16 protein-coding genes and 1 pseudogene are annotated in these 16,623 nt (G+C 54.2%); 9 read left to right on the forward strand and 8 right to left on the reverse strand.

The genetic code is table 11. From position 1 onward, the window contains the following. Window position 1 precedes the first annotated feature (1 nt). The 8 genes and pseudogenes from AC22G1_RS03785 to AC22G1_RS03820 all read left to right on the forward strand — a co-directional run. Window positions 2-1,042 (forward strand): aldose epimerase family protein, encoded by a 1,041-nt coding sequence (locus tag AC22G1_RS03785; RefSeq protein ID WP_487315580.1) that lies wholly within the window; start codon window positions 2-4, stop codon window positions 1,040-1,042. Between the two features lie 38 nt (window positions 1,043-1,080). Next, window positions 1,081-2,016 (forward strand): ABC transporter substrate-binding protein, encoded by a 936-nt coding sequence (locus AC22G1_RS03790; RefSeq protein ID WP_487315581.1) that lies wholly within the window; start codon window positions 1,081-1,083, stop codon window positions 2,014-2,016. Window positions 2,017-2,027: 11 nt separating this feature from the next. Continuing rightward, window positions 2,028-3,527 carry a sugar ABC transporter ATP-binding protein gene (locus tag AC22G1_RS03795; RefSeq protein ID WP_487315582.1) on the forward strand — a complete coding sequence of 500 codons (1,500 nt, stop codon included), beginning with the start codon at window positions 2,028-2,030 and terminating at the stop codon, window positions 3,525-3,527. 13 nt (window positions 3,528-3,540) lie between these two features. Further along, complete coding sequence (locus AC22G1_RS03800) at window positions 3,541-4,566, forward strand: ABC transporter permease (RefSeq protein WP_487315583.1); 1,026 nt, start codon at window positions 3,541-3,543, stop codon at window positions 4,564-4,566. Next, the gene (gene yjfF / locus AC22G1_RS03805; RefSeq protein ID WP_487316684.1) at window positions 4,566-5,525 is read left to right on the forward strand and encodes a galactofuranose ABC transporter, permease protein YjfF; all 960 of its coding nucleotides are present in this window, start codon (window positions 4,566-4,568) and stop codon (window positions 5,523-5,525) included. The genes AC22G1_RS03800 and yjfF overlap by 1 nt, the downstream gene beginning before the upstream one ends. Next, window positions 5,518-6,396 carry an SMP-30/gluconolactonase/LRE family protein gene (locus tag AC22G1_RS03810; RefSeq protein WP_487315584.1) on the forward strand — a complete coding sequence of 293 codons (879 nt, stop codon included), beginning with the start codon at window positions 5,518-5,520 and terminating at the stop codon, window positions 6,394-6,396. The genes yjfF and AC22G1_RS03810 overlap by 8 nt, the downstream gene beginning before the upstream one ends. Continuing rightward, complete coding sequence (locus AC22G1_RS03815) at window positions 6,389-7,360, forward strand: glycoside hydrolase family 43 protein (protein ID WP_487315585.1); 972 nt, start codon at window positions 6,389-6,391, stop codon at window positions 7,358-7,360. Before AC22G1_RS03810 ends, AC22G1_RS03815 begins: the two co-directional genes overlap by 8 nt. A gap of 342 nt (window positions 7,361-7,702) precedes the next feature. Next, window positions 7,703-7,996, forward strand: a pseudogene (locus tag AC22G1_RS03820) (transposase); the annotation flags it as partial. A 21-nt stretch (window positions 7,997-8,017) separates the two neighbouring features. Here AC22G1_RS03820 and AC22G1_RS03825 read toward each other — a convergent pair. From AC22G1_RS03825 to AC22G1_RS03845, 5 genes are all read right to left on the reverse strand, one after another. Then, window positions 8,018-8,890 carry a DUF2971 domain-containing protein gene (locus AC22G1_RS03825; protein WP_487315586.1) on the reverse strand — a complete coding sequence of 291 codons (873 nt, stop codon included), beginning with the start codon at window positions 8,888-8,890 and terminating at the stop codon, window positions 8,018-8,020. 122 nt (window positions 8,891-9,012) lie between these two features. Next, the gene (locus AC22G1_RS03830; RefSeq protein ID WP_487315587.1) at window positions 9,013-9,180 is read right to left on the reverse strand and encodes an IS3 family transposase; all 168 of its coding nucleotides are present in this window, start codon (window positions 9,178-9,180) and stop codon (window positions 9,013-9,015) included. Beyond that, a complete protein-coding gene (locus AC22G1_RS03835; protein WP_487315588.1) occupies window positions 9,173-10,165 on the reverse strand; it encodes a ParA family protein in 993 nt (330 codons plus the stop codon). Before AC22G1_RS03835 ends, AC22G1_RS03830 begins: the two co-directional genes overlap by 8 nt. 96 nt (window positions 10,166-10,261) lie before the next feature. After that, window positions 10,262-10,996 carry a hypothetical protein gene (locus AC22G1_RS03840; RefSeq protein WP_487315589.1) on the reverse strand — a complete coding sequence of 245 codons (735 nt, stop codon included), beginning with the start codon at window positions 10,994-10,996 and terminating at the stop codon, window positions 10,262-10,264. Further along, window positions 10,989-11,411, reverse strand: coding sequence for a hypothetical protein (locus AC22G1_RS03845; protein ID WP_487315590.1), 423 nt, complete (start codon window positions 11,409-11,411; stop codon window positions 10,989-10,991). Before AC22G1_RS03845 ends, AC22G1_RS03840 begins: the two co-directional genes overlap by 8 nt. Window positions 11,412-12,991: 1,580 nt before the next feature. Here AC22G1_RS03845 and AC22G1_RS03850 point away from each other — a divergent pair. Next, a complete protein-coding gene (locus tag AC22G1_RS03850) occupies window positions 12,992-13,150 on the forward strand; it encodes a YqaE/Pmp3 family membrane protein (protein ID WP_083446035.1) in 159 nt (52 codons plus the stop codon). 29 nt (window positions 13,151-13,179) lie between these two features. Here AC22G1_RS03850 and AC22G1_RS03855 read toward each other — a convergent pair whose 3' ends face one another. The 3 genes from AC22G1_RS03855 to AC22G1_RS03865 form a co-directional block, all read right to left on the reverse strand. Next, window positions 13,180-14,469, reverse strand: a complete 1,290-nt coding sequence (locus AC22G1_RS03855) for a diguanylate cyclase domain-containing protein (protein ID WP_487315591.1) — start codon at window positions 14,467-14,469, stop codon at window positions 13,180-13,182. Window positions 14,470-14,645: 176 nt separating this feature from the next. Continuing rightward, complete coding sequence (locus AC22G1_RS03860; RefSeq protein WP_487315592.1) at window positions 14,646-15,995, reverse strand: GntP family permease; 1,350 nt, start codon at window positions 15,993-15,995, stop codon at window positions 14,646-14,648. A 38-nt stretch (window positions 15,996-16,033) separates the two neighbouring features. Further along, on the reverse strand, window positions 16,034-16,402 hold the full coding sequence (locus AC22G1_RS03865; RefSeq protein ID WP_487315593.1) for a hypothetical protein: 369 nt from the start codon (window positions 16,400-16,402) through the stop codon (window positions 16,034-16,036). Window positions 16,403-16,623 lie beyond the last annotated feature (221 nt).

The raw sequence follows: 16,623 nt of genomic DNA on the forward strand, positions 1-16,623 counted from the left end.
GATGGCGCTGACCGTCACGCAAAGGGAATTGCAGGAACCGGCTTTTGATAAGCCGGTTACCCTCTACACCCTGGAAAACGGCCAAGGGCTTTCGGTTACCCTGAGCGACTTCGGCGCCGCCGTTTGGTCGCTCAAGGCGCCGGGCAACGACGGCATCAAAGACGTTACCCTCACTTACCAAAACCCCAGCCTCTATATCGCCAACCCGTACTTTTTCGGGGTAACGGTGGGGCGCTGCGCCAACCGTATCGGCAAAGGCCAGTTTGAACTGGCAGGCCGGCGCTACCAGCTCACCCGTAACGACGGCAACAACCACCTGCACGGCGGCGCCAAGGGGCTGTCCAAGCGCTTTTGGGACAGCTGGTCCTGGCAAGTGGCGGGCAAGGTAGGGGTGACTTTTGTTATCCAAAGTGAAGACGGCGACGAAGGCTACCCGGGTAACTTCAAGGCCCAGGTGTCCTACAGCCTTGATGAGGCAGGGGATATCACCATTGATTACGCCGCCGAGTCTGATGCCGACGGCCCCATCAACCTCACCAACCACAGCTATTTCAACCTGGCAGGCTCCGGCGATGTCTTAGGCCAGGAGCTGACCTTACACGCCGGGCGTTATATCGCCGTAGACGGCGAACTTATTCCCACCGGCGAGCTGCCCTTAGTGGCAGGCACGCCCATGGATTTTCTAAAGCCCAAGGCCATTGGCCTGGAGATTGAGGCCGTCAAAGGTGGCTACGACCACTTTTGGGTAGCGCGGGATCAGAAAGCAGCCGATCCCGAACTTATCGCTACCCTGCGTGACCCCAAATCCGGGCGGACCCTGGAACTGCTGAGCACCGAGCCCGGTGTGCAGTTCTACAGCGGCAATTTTCTCGATGGCGCCATCAAGGGCGGCGAGGGCCGGGCGCTTATCCGCCACGGCGGCATTTGCCTTGAGCCGCATATCCACCCTGATGCCATCAACCACTCCGGCTTTCCCAGCGTGCTGGTCAAAGCCCATCAGCAATACACCCAGCGCAGCATTTACCGGTTCAGCGTGACCTAAAACCCATAACCAACAGTCAGCAGTAGTAGGGGGAAACAATGAAATTCAAAGCTCTGTTCGCGGCAGGCCTTCTGGCCCTCAGCCACAGCGCACTCGCCATCACCGTCGGCTTTTCTCAGGTGGGGTCAGAAAGTGGCTGGCGCACCGCCTTTAGCGAAGACATGAAAGCCGAAGCCCAAAAGCGCGGCATCGATTTGAAATTCTCCGACGGCCAGCAAAAGCAGGAAAACCAAATTCGCGCTGTGCGCGGTTTTATCGCCCAGGGGGTAGATGCCATCATTATCGCCCCGGTGGTAGAAACCGGCTGGACCCCAGTGCTGCGCGAAGCCAAGCGGGCCCATATTCCGGTTATCATCCTTGACCGCAACATCAAGGCCAGCAACAACCTCTATGTCACCCGCATTGCCTCCAACTTCGAAGAAGAAGGGGAAAAGGTGGGCAACTGGCTGATGAACAAAACCGGCGGCAAGTGCAATATCGTCGAGCTGCAAGGCACAGTGGGCGCCACCGCCGCCATCGACCGCGCCAAGGGCTTCCGTGAAGCCATTGCCAAATACCCCGGCGCCAAGATCGTCCGCAGCCAAACCGCCGATTTCACCCGTGCCAAGGGTAAAGAGGTGATGGAAAGCTTCCTCAAAGCCGAAGATCCCAAGCAAATCTGCGCCCTGTTCTCCCACAACGACGAAATGGCCCTTGGCGCCATCCAGGCCATCAAAGAAGCAGGCCTCAAGCCCGGCAAAGACATCCTGGTAGTGTCTGTTGACGGTGTGCCGGATTACTTCAAGGCCATGGCCGATGGCGATGCCAACATCACCGTTGAGCTCAACCCGCACCTGGGCGCCCCGGCTTACGACGTGGTAGAAAAAGTGCTCAAAGGCGAGGGTAAAGACATTCCCAAGCTCATCAGCACCACCGGCGATGTGTTCGGCCAAGACACCGCCGCCGCCGAGTACGCCAAGCGCCGTCAGCAGTAAGGGAATGGGTCATGAGCGAGCCAACCCCGTTACTGGCCCTGACCGGTATTGAGAAGGCTTTTCCCGGTGTCAAAGCGCTGCAGGGGGTTAACCTGCGGCTCTTTGCCGGCGAAGTACACGCCCTTTTGGGCGAGAACGGCGCCGGTAAATCGACCCTGGTAAAAGTCATGACCGGCGCCTACCAAAAGGACGCCGGCCATATCCGCCTTGGCGGCGCCGAGATAACCCCGGCCAGCACCAAAGATGCCCAGGATCTGGGTATCGCCACCGTCTACCAGGAAGTAAACCTGCTGCCGAATTTGTCGGTGGCCCATAACCTCTTTTTGGGCCGCGAGCCCAAGCGACTTGGGCTTATTCATTGGCGCAAAATGGCGGCCGATGCCCAGGCGCTGCTGGCCCAGTTCAAGCTGGATATTGACGTTACCGCCCCCCTTAACCACTACTCGGTGGCGGTGCAGCAACTGATCGCCATAGCCCGCGGCGTGGGCATGGACGCCAAGGTGCTGGTGCTGGACGAACCCACCGCCAGCCTCGACGCAGGCGAAGTGGCGATGCTGTTCAGCATTTTGGAAAAGCTCAAAAAAGACGGCATTGCCATCGTCTTTATCACCCACTTTCTCGACCAGGTGTATGCGGTGTCCGACCGCATCACGGTGCTGCGCTCCGGCACCTTGGTGGGGGAATATCTCACCCGCGAGCTGCCCCGCACCAAGCTGATTGAAGCCATGCTGGGGGCCGAGCTGCAAGGCATGACCGGCCACCAGGGCGCGGCCGCGGCTGACATTCCAGAGCTGCTGTTCGAGATGCGTGAGGTGAGCGCGGCGCGCTCCATTGACGGCGTGACCTTAAACGTTGGCCGGGGTGAAGCGGTGGGCCTGGCAGGCTTGCTGGGCTCGGGGCGCACCGAGGTTTGCCGCGCCGCTTTTGGCATTGATGCCCTTAGCCGGGGCGAGATGGTGCTGGCCGGAGAGCGGCTGAAGCTTACCGGTGCCCGCGACGCCATTCGCGCCGGCATTGCCTTGTGCCCGGAGGACCGCAAGGCCGACGGCATTATCGGGCCGCTGTCGATACGCGAGAACATCATCCTGGCGCTGCAAGCGCGCCTAGGCTGGTGGCGCTATATCAGCCCCGCCAAACAGCAGGCCCTGGCCGAGGATTTCATCAAGAAATTCAAGGTGGCTACCCCCAATGCCGTCAAGGCCATTGGCGAGCTGTCCGGCGGTAACCAGCAGAAGGTGATTTTGGCTCGCTGGCTGGCCACAGATCCGCAACTGTTGATCCTCGACGAGCCCACCCGTGGCATCGATATCGGCGCCCACGCCGAGATCCTCAAGCTCATCAAAACCCTGTGTAAAGACGGTATGTCGCTGCTGGTGGCTTCTTCCGAGCTGGAAGAACTGGTGGCCTTTGCTAACCGGGTAGTGGTGATGCGCGACCGCAAAAAAGTGGCCGAGCTTAAGGGCGAGGAGATCTCCGAGCAACGCATCATGCATGCCATTGCCGAGGCCTGAAATGAACAAACCCATGACCCTAGAACAACAAGCGCCGGCCAAGGCGCCTAAAACCGGGCTGCGCTTTAACCCCCGCTACGGCTGGCCGCTGCTGGCCCTGGCGCTGCTGCTGACGGTAAACCTGGTGCTGGACCCCGGCTTTTTCAGCATTCACCTGCAAGACGGCCGCCTCTTTGGTACCCCCATTGATATTTTGAACCGCGCCGCGCCGGTGGCGCTGCTGGCCATCGGCATGACCCTGGTAATAGCCACTGGCGGCATTGATTTGTCGGTAGGGGCGGTAATGGCGGTGGCAGGGGCGGTGTGCGCCAACCTGCTGGTCGCCGGTGCCAGCCTGCCGCTGGTGATTGCAGCGGGCCTGGCAACGGGCCTGATTTGCGGCCTGGTCAACGGCGCCCTGGTCAGTTACATGGGCATCCAGCCCATCGTAGCGACTTTGCTGCTGATGGTGGCTGGGCGCGGCATTGCCCAGCTCATTAACGCCGGGCAAATTGTCACCTTCCAAGATGCCGGCTTTGCCTTTTTGGGCTCCGGCAGTTTTTTGGGCTTTCCCATGCCGGTGTGGCTGGTGCTGCTGGTGGCGGTAATCTGCCAGGCGCTGCTGCGCCGCACTGCCCTTGGGCTCTTTATCGAGGCGGTGGGCTGCAACGCCAGCGCCAGCCGCTACCTGGGGGTGAACGACCGGGGCGTTAAGCTCTTTACCTATCTGGTGGCCGGGGCCTGCGCGGCGCTGGCCGGGATGATAGCCACCGCCGATATCCAGGGCGCCGACGGCAACAACACCGGCCTGTGGCTGGAGCTGGACGCCATCTTGGCGGTGGTGATTGGCGGTGCGTCCTTAACCGGCGGGCGCTTTTCCATTCCTTTGTCTTTGGTGGGGGTGCTCATTATTCAGAGCCTTTCTACCACCATCATCGTTAGCGGTATCGATCCCCGCTTTAACCTGCTTATCAAAGCCCTGGTGGTGCTGCTGGTGCTGCTGCTGCAATCAACGCAGTTTCGTGCTCAGCTCAAGCGCCTGGCCGGGAGGTCCAAATGATATCCAGTCGTTATCTGCCCCTTGGCATTACCGCGTTGCTGCTCGTGGTGATGTTTGCGGTAGGGGCAGTCCAATTTGATGGCTTTGGCAGCCTGCGCGTGGTTGCCAACCTCTTTACCGACAACGCCTTTTTGCTGATAACCGCCCTGGGCATGACCCTGGTTATTCTCTCTGGCGGCATTGATTTGTCGGTGGGGGCGGTCATCGCCCTAAGTGGTGTGCTGTGCGGGGTGCTTATTACCAAGCTTGGCTGGCACCCGCTGGCGGCCTTTGCGGTAGTGTTGCTGGCTGGCACCGGCTTTGGCGCCCTGATGGGCTGCCTTGTCCACTACTACAAGTTGCAGCCCTTTATCGTTACCCTGGCTGGCATGTTCCTGGCCCGGGGCCTGGCTACCACCATCAGCGAGCAGTCTATCGCCATTGAAGACCCTTTCTACGATGCGGTGTCTGAGTTTGGCATCAACCTGCCCGGCGGGGCCTGGCTAAGCTGCTCGGCGCTCATTCTGTTTGTGGTGCTGGCGGCGGTATTTTTGCTGGCCCATTACAGCCGCTTTGGCGGTTACATTTACGCCCTGGGTGGCAACAGCCAATCGGCGGCGCTGATGGGGGTGCCTATGGCGCGCACCACCATCGGCATTTACGCCATCTCCAGCTTCCTGGCGGCCCTGGCCGGTATTGTGTTTACCTTCTACACCTTCTCGGGCTACGCCTTGACTGGCATCGGCACCGAGCTGGACGCCATTGCCGCCGTAGTGATTGGCGGCACCTTGCTAAGCGGCGGCTCCGGCTATGTGCTGGGCACGGTGCTGGGGGTGCTGCTGATGGGCACCATCCAGACCTACATCGTCTTTGACGGCACCCTCAACAGTTGGTGGACCAAAATCGTTATCGGCATTTTGCTGTTCGTGTTTATTGCCTTGCAAAAGGTCATGACCTTAAGGCGCGCTGCCCATGCTTAAGCTTATTCAAACCCTTGATGTAAAAAATATATTGGGCGAGTCGGTGCTGTGGCATGCCCCCAGCCAAAGCCTGTGGTGGAGCGATATTCACGGCCAGCTCCTGTACCGGCTGGACTGGCAAAAGCAAATCCTCTCCCACTGGACCCTGCCCGAGGGCCTTACCGCCTTTACAGTGCTGGAAACCAAGCCGGTGAAGATCCTCGGCAGCTTTAAATCCGGCTTTGCCTATTGCTGGCCGCAATCGGGCCATATCGAATGGCTGGCCCGCCCCGAGGCCCATATCGAAGGTAACCGCTTCAATGACGGCCGTCTCGACCGCCAGGGCCGGTTTTGGTCGGCCACCATGGTGGAGGACGACCAAGGCCAGCAGCGCGGCGTGCTCTACCGCCTTGACGGCAAAGACTGCGTGGCGCAAATCGACAACCTGCGTATTCCCAATGCCCTGTGTTGGAGCAGCGATTCCAAGCGCATGTACCACACCGACATGCCCTCCAAAGAGATTTGGCGCTACGAGTTTGACCCGCAAAGCGGCGAAGTAGGGCAGGGCAGGCACTTTGCCACCGTGCCCCAAGGCGAGCCTGACGGCGCCATTATCGACGCCGACGACCACCTTATCTGCGCGCTGTGGGGCGGTAGTGCCCTGGCCCGCTTTGCCCCCAATGGCGAGCTGGACAGCATCCACCCGCTGCCGGTTTCCCAGCCCACCTGCGTGGCCCTGGGCGGCCCGGAGATGAACCTGCTGTTTGTCACCACCGCCACCGATGGCCTGAGCGAACAGCAGCTTTTAGCCGAGCCCCTGGCTGGCAGCCTGCTCATTTTTGAAACCCCCTACCGGGGCCTTATCGATGCCGAGGCCGTTTGCCATGGTTAAGGCGCTGGCGCTATTGGCCGCCCTGGTCTCAGCCCAGGCGCTGGCCGATTTTATCCCCCAGCGGGCCGACCCTTGGGTGATAAAAACCGGTGGTCAGTACTACTTCACCGCCTCGGTACCGAGCTTTGACAAAGTAGTGCTGCGAAAGGCCGCAAGCCTTGAAGGCTTGGCCAACGCCCCGGAAGTTACCGCCTGGCAGCGCCCTGCCCACGGCAAGCTGGCGGGCTTTGTGTGGGCGCCAGAGCTGCACCTTATTGATGGCGCCTGGTATCTCTATGTGGCGGTGGGTTCTGAGAAGCAGCCCTTTCAGGTGCGCACCCAAGTGCTGGAAAATAAAAGCCCAGACCCCACCACCGGCCACTGGCAAGTGCTGGGGCGGATGCAAACCCAGTGGGACACTTTCAACCTCGACGCCACCCAGTTTCACTACCAAGGCAAAAACTACCTGCTTTGGGCCCAGCACCCGCCGGACAAAAAATACAACTCGGCGCTCTATATCGCAGAGCTGACCGGCCCCACCAGCCTGGGGCCACAAACCCGCATCAGCGAGCCAACCCTCCCTTGGGAGACCATCGGCTACTCCGTTAACGAAGGCCCGGCGGTGCTGCAAAGCCACGGCAAGGTGTTTGTTACCTTCTCGGCGTCCGCCACCGACGCCAACTACGCCATGGGCATGCTCTGGGCCAAAGACGGCGCCGATCTGTTAGATGCCAACAGCTGGCACAAACTCCCCAAACCGGTGCTCACCACCAACGCCACGCTAAAACGCTTTGGCCCCGGCCATAACAGCTTCACCCAAGACAGCCAGGGCCGAGACATCCTGGTCTACCACGCCCGCTACTACCGCGACCTTAAAGGCTCGCCTTTGGACGACCCCAACCGCGACGCGCGGTTAAAGCGCATCTCCTGGGATAAAAACGGCATGCCGGATTTTGGGCAGGACGAGGGGGATTATTCGTTCTGAGCTTGGTGTTATTGAAGGAATAAAAAACGGCGCCTAAGGGCGCCGTTTTTGTGGATAGCAATGGATATACCCTTATTAAAGTAAGGAAGGCAGCGTGCTATAGCTCGTCTCGAGGAAAGTTAAGAATGCTCTGACCATAAGTTGCAACGGCCCGTTCCTGTGGCGGCTTTAGTAGCAACCTAAGTTCGATTGAATCATTCCCTGTGTCGGCTACAACATCCGGATCGTCACTGGCTGCACAGCGTTCTGCCATCTCTGTTTTCCAGCTGCATCAACCCTTCTAGCACTAATTTCAGTTCTGAGGGATGCAGTTCGAGTTTGAAGCTGTTCATACCGCTTGCCCTTAATCGAAAAGAGATAGCTGCCCTTGTCGGCGTAGCTCCCATGAACAAGGAGAGTGGCTCATACCAGGGCAAGCGTCGTATCCGAGGAGGCCGCCACCGGGTGCGTACCGTGACGTTTATGGCGATGATGTCTGCCATCCAGTGCAACCCGGTATTTAGCCGTTACTACAACCCCCTCAAAGCCGCCGGAAAGCTTCCTAAAGTCGCGTTCATCGCCTGTATGAGAAAGCTCATTGTCATCCTCAATACCATGGTTAAAAACGGCGAGAAATGGACTGAAAAAGAGGCTTAATTCATTGACAGAACGCCACAGTCACTTTTTATATGGCTTAATTTCTACTGAATAGTCATCAAACTTAGGTGAGGCAACATAAGTTGGAATGTCATGAAAATCACAGTATTTATTAACCATATTGATGTGAATTTTCTTCATCTTGCTACCAATAACTATTGCTGATATTACTCCTTTAGGGCGCGAAATCGCATTGCCAAATTTTGGATTTGATCGACTATTATTTGGATCAATTATATTTCTCAGCTCATATTCATAACTCCACCGCTTGTGCTTTTGATAAAGATAATCATACGATACCAATCGAACTAAGTACCCCTTCGCAAGGGATTGTTCATTATTTACAAAATCGAAACATTTGAATTCATCGCCAGCATCAACCATATGTAGGTGTGTATAATCTAGTTTTAGTGGGGCTTCGTTATATTGAACCGGGCGCAAATCATACAGTTCAGACTCTTCCAGTCGGCTCCTATCATAAGCAATACAAACCCCTTTCATACCATCTGAATAATGAGACCACATAAGTGGTGATCTCATGTTTTTACTAAAACACGCAACAAACAAACCGCCATAATACTCCGGCAACGAAATCTTCAATTTATCTAAATTTGAAACTACTATCTCACGAACTTTATCTGACATTCCACGTAAAAAGTATGCAGCCATTTCATTGGTCGGTAGTATTTTAAAATGCAGAGCATACTTCGCCAGAACACCATTATCACAGTCTTTTAGATTGCTCCAATCCAGCGTGATTGGAAATTCGAAAGGATCATTAAGTCCATCAATGGTGGAGTGCCATATTTCTTCGTTAAGCACCTCGTTCATTGTGTTTTTATTCATTGTTCTGTAACGGAAAACACATTTTTTTTCTAGCTCATCTAATGTCATATACTACTCGGTTTTCGCATTGGCCATATAACGCTCAACTAAGGGGCCGAAAAAGCGTAGCTTTTGAGGTCCCAGCCCGCTTGCGGTGATGTTCACCCGATAAAACGGACACGCAGTTGTTATTAAGCGGCTTTCTCGTACTGTATCGGTGATACGTAATCGAGGCTACTGTGCAGCCGCACCTTGTTGTAAAAATGCTGGATGTAATGGCCTACTTGTTGGCGCAGTGACGCTACCGTACCGAAGTGATTATCGTGTATCAGTTCGGCTTTGAGCGATTTGTTATACAACAGCGAGAATCTTCTGAACAATTGGTAAGAAATGCTGCCGAGAATCTCTCGCTCTGCTTATATGTGCGCCGTTTAGGCCGTCTGTGCTATTGCAATCAAAAACAGGCTTTCTGGCTTCGAGCGAATATGGAACAAGGCTGTGAAGATTTGGAATTTGACCAAGATTCCAGTTGTTATTACCCCAGTCATGAACCTGCCCGATTGGTCTAAGTTTATCTATGATGTTTTCTTGGACCGCTTGCTCAACTCTTCCGCCAAAAATTCCCCATCCTCTTGTCATTCCGGCATCATTCTGACGTATGTTGTGTTGCTGCATTACATAACCAAGGAATGTGGGCTTGCCCGTTGGAATTTCCAGACTGTTGCCGTGCCAGGATTGATTGCATTGATCCCAGTTTTGACGCCATAAAACCAGTTTGTTTCCGAGATTCTCTGTTCCTCTGATTGAGAAAAGATCAGGAGACATGGGGACAATAAAATAGTCACTCCCCGAAAGTACCGCACGATTTAATGAGCCCAAATTTGGTCCGAGGTCAAGCATTACAATATCTGCATTGACCTCGCGAGCGCACCAAAGTATGTACCTGAATATTGCTGATTGGACACGAAGGGCGGGCTCATCGCCGCCCTTTGCACTGTTCCAAGTATCTCCGAGCCGGTCTTCATAGTTACTGAGCGCGATATCTCCTGGGACCAGATATAGATTTGGATATGCAGGATTTATGTTGGATGGACGCCGCTGCCTAATATCCCCCATGCCGCTATATACTCGCTCAATTGCATTCCAAATGCTGTTCCCTCGATCTGTTCGCCAGCTTCTCTCTAAGTCGGCTTCATTTAGAGCGTAAGCGGATGCATTACATTGGCTATCTAGATCAACAATAAGAACCGTCTTCCCAGCGCGCTCAAGAAGATGTGCTAAATGAAAGAGATAGGTTGTCTTTCCAACACCGCCCTTATTGTTAAATATGCTGATGATTTTCAATAGAAATTACCTTCTGTTGTATAACGCTACACATAAGGGGCGCGCAGCGAAGCGGAGCGTCCCAGCGAACGCGAGTAAGCGATCTTGATGTAATTGTTAGGCATCATATGACCTAAGTTTGTCGTATGAATAAATTTTTCCCTTATTCGCGTAAAGTCCTCGAATAATATTGCAACCGTATCGTTTCCCCAACTTATCTGCAACAGATTCTACGTGCGCACCTCCAGAACCAGAAAAAACTAATGATGGAGTCAAGTGCTTCTTGCCAGTAGAGATACCTAAAGCTGAAGAGTTAATAACAAATTCTGGTTTTACCTCGTAGAGTATGCCAGTGAAGCTAAAGAGAACCTCAGGAAATGGGTTCATATTCTTAACCTCGAAAAATGTTAACAAAGCGTTGCTGGGTATGAAGCTATGTGACTTCCTATTCTTTTGTTTTTGCGTTGTTACGCCATCTTTATTGGTAACTGATACGTCCGCAGTGAAATAGATATGCGAATCATGGTGTGACTGAACTTTGATGTTGTGGTGGATTTCGACAACATCATCAGGCTGTTTATTATTTTTCTTGGTTGCAACAAAGTACGAGAAATTCTCACTCAAACCTGCGGGTGTGAGTTTGTATTTAAAGGTTCCATCTCGCATTAAATTATTTATTGAGATTGTGTATTTCTTTCGGCGGTAGTACTTGACTGCGTCATTGTAGACAGACATCTCAAATAGATCGCTCATTCGTTTTGCATTTTGCTTAAAGAATGCGCCATTTCTTGTTGTAAATGACGAAATATCTTTTAGCAGTTGCTTTCTGTCCTTGTACGGTGACTTAGCCATAGTTTCTTGATCTTTCTTTCCAAAAATTCACGAAAACAGCAATATTAGAGATGTGAAGATGATTAATATCAATCTCATATTCACTAATGATCGCGAAGAATTGGCGAGTGATTCTTGAAGTTGAAGCAATAAACTCTCTATCTATATGTTGGGAACCAACTCGAACCCTGGTGACCCCCGATTTTTTTGAATCACTATAAAAATTGCTTGCACCATGATACGGGAGAATAACTGACTGATTGAAGATAGATAGTGCAGCCATATCAGTAATAAGTTGCTTCTGCCAGCTAGTGCATTGCTGAAAGGCGGCGTTCTTCATAAATAGCTTTTCTTTTTCAAAGAAGGCAATTCGAATAGGCTTGCCAAGCTCGACTCCAATCCCTCTAGTTAATGCGTCAATCATTTCATTTGACATACTTTATTCCATTTATGCCTAACAATAGTTATGAAGCTGGCTCGTTTTCACTCATCAGATCACTTAGAATGTCGGTTTTAACCATCTGATTTTCCTAACGATATCTACGACTCTATTGATCGTCTTGCGTGAAAACGCGCCAGCTTCTTTTGCTGGTTGGACCGGCTTCTTATCTTGAAGTCGGACCTCATTACTAACTTATATTAATCAACACCTTGTAGACACCCTATCGGAATATATGAGCCAAGGGTGCGTAATAAAGGTGCCAGATTGCCAAACTTCGACTGGATATACTGTGTGCCCATCCAAAAACCTGAACGACGCAACCTCTATCTGACAGTCTGCCATGCCTACCGGGGTGAGGCTCTTTCGTCCCGTTAAGCGCAGCGCTGAGCTGCCGGAAGTGAAAGGGCAGCTGAGACAGGATGGCAGGGGGCCGCCCAGGTGCAGGCGAATACGTGCCGAGAGCGCGTATGAACCGATGTCCTGAGAACGACCAGAGGCGAAGGAGCAGCGAAGCGTGGGGCCGAGTAAAAGTAACTCGCAGCTGGGCGCCCCCCGCGAACAATCAGCCGTGCCGGCAGGCACATCCAACACCCACGCTACCGCCCTTGGATCGCAGCCTCCAACTTGCTGATGCCTTCCCTGCCATCGGCCTAGGCAGCCCTTTAGCGCAGCCCAGCTTGAACCTAACCTTAACGACCCTGCCCATGGCAAGTAAAGCTAAGCCCATCAAATATCGACAAAAAAGGCGCCACCAGGGCGCCTTTTCAATCGCGGGTAACCGTTATTTTTTGGCGTCGGCCGCCGGTTCGGTGTTGCCGGTGTGTTTGTCCATCCAGCCGAGCACTTCCTTGTACCAGACCTTCTGGTTTTCGAGGCGTTGAGTTTGCAACACCTGATGATAAACGGTTAACCGGTTTCGCCAGAGCCTGATAACAGACCAGCGCCTTAGAGGCCGAGTGGGTGTAAAGGCGGCGGCATTCGGAATACATCAAGGCGCAGTGCCAATCTTTGGCGCTATAACGATGCCGGATATGTGTCCGTAAACCGCTTTTCATCGACAGTTGCAAAAAACGGGGCGTCCATATATGCCCCCTATTATTTCTCTAAGCTGGTGTAGCCCTGTTTGGGCTAGGGGATGCTATTAAAAGCGGCCTCGCTTTGTGAAGCGTTGATGCACCAGCGCTCGGGGTTGGGAAGCGGGTGTGAAATAACGTTAATTCGCCGGGCTGGGCTTCGGCGCACACCACATAAAGCCGGGCATTGGTAAAGGCGGGCAGTATCATGTCGATATTGTGCTGCGACCAGACCTTGGCAAAGGCATCTTTTAAAAGGGACATTTGTCTTCCCGACCTTAAAAACTCCAGGGCCGTCAGCCTCAAGCCAATAGCTTGGTGTTGACCAGTATTTTCCGCCGCACAGCCTTAAAACCCAGCGCGGCGAGTCAGTTAAACCTTTTTGATTAAAGAAAGAGGTAGGGCGATTTAACTGGGCTATTGCTGAACAAAACCAAGGCTTTGGGGGTAAGGGGGGCGGTGAGCTGTTAAAACTAAAGCAACTCGAAAAGGAGGCTATTCATGGATTTGATACGAATTATCTTTGCCATCATCCTGCCGCCCTTGGGGGTGTTTCTTCAGGTGGGTATCGGGCTGGCGTTTTGGCTCAATATCCTGCTGACTTGCCTTGGTTATATTCCCGGTATTATTCACGCCGTTTGGGTGATCGCCCGTAAGTAAATGGCGGGCTTGTGCCCGCTTTTCTTAAATCAGGCCTGGCGTTGGCGTTTCTGTCGGTACATGGCGCCGTCGGCTTGGCGCATCAGCTGCTCCGGCTCCATACCTTGTTGAGGGGAAAGTGCAAAGCCTAGGCTAAAACTTACTCGCAGCGGCTGACCGCCTATATCAAAAGGCAGGGCCATAGCGGCTTTAAGGCAGCGAAGCTGTACTGCCAGGCTCTCATTACTGTATTTGCCCGGAAGCAACAGGGTGAATTCGTCGCCGCCCATTCTGGCTACCACGGTATCGGTCGGGGCGTTTTGGCGCAGCCGGCAGGCTACTTCGCACAGTAGTTGGTCGCCCCAGTGGTGACCAAAGTTATCGTTAATAGCTTTGAAATCATCGAGATCAAGATACAGCAAGGCCAGAGGCTGTTGTTGGATCAGGCTGCTTTGCAGCAGGTCGTAGAAACGAGCGCGGTTGGCTAAGCCTGTCAGAGCGTCGTGTAGAGCAAGGTAACGCAGGTGGTCGTCTGCTTGCTTGCGCTCCAGAGTTGCAGCCAGTTGGCTAGCCAGAAATTGCAGTTGCTCACGGGCGTTTGCAGAAACCTTTTCTGAAAATTCCAACACCACAGCCCCCAGTACCTCTTGGGAGCGCAGCAGCGGTACTGCCAACCAGTTGCTAGGGCCAGTGCGCAGTAGGCCCTGAGCCGGTAGCTCAGGGTGGCGCTTGGCTTTAATCGCAATGCCTTGGCCCAACACTTTCTCTAAGGCTGTGCCCGGTCGCAATGGGCCATCGGTGCTGGCCGGCCCCAGCGGGTGATAAAGTCGTTGCGATTTTTTATCAAAAAACAGAATGTGCAGCTGTTCAATCCAGGGTAATGGCGTAACCACCTCGGTTATGACTTTGCATAGCGCGCCTAAGTTGTCGGCGCTGTGCGCGGCCTGGGTGACCATATAAAGAGCAGCTCGAAACCGCTGAGCATTTTTTAGGCCGGTAACGTCGCGTGCAACGGCAATCCGCAATTTTTCTTCGCTCGCCCACCGGGCAGACCATTGCAAATCGACTGCCTGGCCATTTTTGTGCAGGTAGCGGTTTTCAAAATCGGTGTGAGATTTGCCATTCATCACCCGCTGCGCCGCTGCTAATGTGCGTTCGATATCCTCAGGGTGCATCAGTTCTTGGATAGAGGTGCCAACCAGTTCCTCCTGGCCATAGCCAAGCAGCGCCTTGCAAGACTGGCTGACAAAAACGATATGACCGGCTTCATCAACGACAAAAACCGTATCCAGCAGCTGGTTAACCAGCTTGGCTAAATCAGTTTTAACTGGAATAGGCATTGGACTTTAACCTGCAACCAAACCGCATTTTGTCTGAATTGTGTATTGGTTTGTGAACATACTAGCGGCCATTGGCGTCGCTGCCCATGGCAAAATGCCTTTATTTAGCTTTGGCTGATTTTGTTTGCTCAATACGAAAGCCCCGGCATTCTGCCGAGGCTTCTTACATGCTGCCTTTAAAGCAGCACCAGGCTCAGTAAGTACACCAGCACCATGGCGGTAACCCCTTGCACTAGAGTGGCCATGGTTTGGGCGCGATAGGCAAGGCCCACCTTCATGCCGCTAAATTGCGACACCACCCAGAAGAAGCTGTCGTTGGCGTGAGATACCGTCATGGCACCGGCGCCAATGGCCATTACCGTGAGCGCCCGGCCCATTTCGCTGTCGAGCCCCAGTTGCGCCAACATGGGCGCCACCAAAGCCGAGGTGGTGACCAGCGCCACAGTGGAGGAACCCTGAGCGGTTTTGAGCGCAGCCGACACCAAGAACGGCATCAAAATACCCACGCCCCAGGCCGAGAGGGTGGCGCCAAGGTAATCGCCAAGGGGCGAGGCTTTTAATACCGCGCCAAAGGCGCCGCCGGCCCCGGTTATTAGCAAAATGGGCGCGGCGGCTTTGATGCCTTCGGTAATGGCGTTGCCAAAGGCCTCGGCTTTGCTGTCGCCTTTTAGTAGCGGCACGGCCAGCAGCAGGCCAATCAGCAGCGCTGGCAGCGGATCGCCCAGGAAGGTGAACAGGGTTAACAGGCCGCCTTCACCAAAAGGATGGCTGGGGAACTTGGCCACCGAGCCAAGGCAGATAAGCAAAATAGGCACAAAAATGGGCGAGAACGCCTGCCAGGTGCTGGGCAGTTTGCCGTAAGAGGCGCGAAGGGCCTGCCAATCCTGGTGGTTAAGCTCGTGTTCGCTGCCGTCTGGGTCCACGGTTTTAAAGCGGCTGGCCCAAAAGAGCCCGGCCAGCGCCGCCACCGCCGCCACCACCAGGCCGATACCAATCACCAAGCCCAGGTTACTCTCCAGCCCCAGGTTACCGGCGGCGGCGATGGGGCCAGGGGTGGGTGGCACAAAGGTGTGGGTGGCATAAAGGCCGGTGGCCAGCGCCACACTCATGGCCACGCTGGACACCTCAAGGCGCTTGGCCAGGGATTCTTTCAAGGAATTGAGAATGACAAAGCCCGAGTCGCAAAACACCGGGATAGACACCAGATAGCCGATAAGGCTCATGGTCAGCCCCGGAAAACGCTCTCCTAAAAGCGTGATGATGGTGTCGGCCATGGTGATGGCGGCGCCGCTCTTTTCCAGGATCACGCCGATGATGGTGCCCAGCACTATCACCAGGCCAATGTAGCCAAGGATGCCGCCAAAACCGCTGGACACCGTCTTGGCAATGCTGGCCGCCGGCAGCCCGTAGGCAAAGGCCGCGATAAAGGCGGCCAGCAGCAACGCCAGGAAGGGGTGCATCTTCAGTTTGGTGGTGGCCACCACGATAAAGGCGATGATCGCCAGCAGAATAAGAACCAGGGACATGGCAGGGTTTCCCGTTGTTTTTTCAGCCGTTCGAAGGGTTAACCTTTATCGGCATTGGCCTCTTTTGGCAATGCGACCAAGGTCTTGGCTTCCCCTGGGGCTGGCGGCAGGGCAAAGGCAATCACCAACTGCTGCGGGCGCTCGCTAAGGTGCGCTGCCACCACGGCGCTGGCTCTTTGGTAGATGTCGTCGAGGTTTTTCTCTTTGGGAATGGTGTTAAAGGTAACGGTGACATTACTCAAAGCGCCATTTTGCCAATTCATGCTTACCAGGTTGTCGGTGGCCAGGGCTTTTTTCAGGTCGGTTGAAATCGCCTGTGATTGGGCCAAGCCCTGTTTCAGGGCCTCCACGCCGCCGCAGCCAAAAAGTGCCAAAGCCAGGGGAAAGAGCAGCAAGGTTTTTTTCATTGGTGTAATTCCGTGGGTAAGGAAGCGCCATCATGGCGCAAAAATGCGCCGCTGGCAGTTGCTTTTTTAGGCAAGGCCCATTAGAGTGCGCGCCATCTTTATCAACCACTTACTGCAAAGGAGATATGACGATGAACCAACAACATACACTCTTTGCAGGCCGTGGCTGACCTTTCGCTTCTTTTCTAAAGCCCCGCGTTTTCCCGGCCTGCCAATTAACT

Source organism: Gallaecimonas zhanjiangensis (assembly GCF_057624825.1).

What these genes read in the sequence shown, in the direction of transcription:
- AC22G1_RS03785 (WP_487315580.1), top strand. Translation starts at nt 2, where the DNA reads ATGGCGCTGACCGTCACGCAAAGGGAATTGCAGGAACCGGCTTTTGAT.
- AC22G1_RS03790 (WP_487315581.1), top strand. Translation starts at nt 1,081, where the DNA reads ATGAAATTCAAAGCTCTGTTCGCGGCAGGCCTTCTGGCCCTCAGCCAC.
- AC22G1_RS03795 (WP_487315582.1), top strand. Translation starts at nt 2,028, where the DNA reads ATGAGCGAGCCAACCCCGTTACTGGCCCTGACCGGTATTGAGAAGGCT.
- AC22G1_RS03800 (WP_487315583.1), top strand. Translation starts at nt 3,541, where the DNA reads ATGACCCTAGAACAACAAGCGCCGGCCAAGGCGCCTAAAACCGGGCTG.
- AC22G1_RS03810 (WP_487315584.1), top strand. Translation starts at nt 5,518, where the DNA reads ATGCTTAAGCTTATTCAAACCCTTGATGTAAAAAATATATTGGGCGAG.
- AC22G1_RS03815 (WP_487315585.1), top strand. Translation starts at nt 6,389, where the DNA reads ATGGTTAAGGCGCTGGCGCTATTGGCCGCCCTGGTCTCAGCCCAGGCG.
- AC22G1_RS03825 (WP_487315586.1), bottom strand. Translation starts at nt 8,890, where the DNA reads ATGACATTAGATGAGCTAGAAAAAAAATGTGTTTTCCGTTACAGAACA.
- AC22G1_RS03840 (WP_487315589.1), bottom strand. Translation starts at nt 10,996, where the DNA reads ATGGCTAAGTCACCGTACAAGGACAGAAAGCAACTGCTAAAAGATATT.
- AC22G1_RS03845 (WP_487315590.1), bottom strand. Translation starts at nt 11,411, where the DNA reads ATGTCAAATGAAATGATTGACGCATTAACTAGAGGGATTGGAGTCGAG.
- AC22G1_RS03850 (WP_083446035.1), top strand. Translation starts at nt 12,992, where the DNA reads ATGGATTTGATACGAATTATCTTTGCCATCATCCTGCCGCCCTTGGGG.
- AC22G1_RS03855 (WP_487315591.1), bottom strand. Translation starts at nt 14,469, where the DNA reads ATGCCTATTCCAGTTAAAACTGATTTAGCCAAGCTGGTTAACCAGCTG.
- AC22G1_RS03860 (WP_487315592.1), bottom strand. Translation starts at nt 15,995, where the DNA reads ATGTCCCTGGTTCTTATTCTGCTGGCGATCATCGCCTTTATCGTGGTG.
- AC22G1_RS03865 (WP_487315593.1), bottom strand. Translation starts at nt 16,402, where the DNA reads ATGAAAAAAACCTTGCTGCTCTTTCCCCTGGCTTTGGCACTTTTTGGC.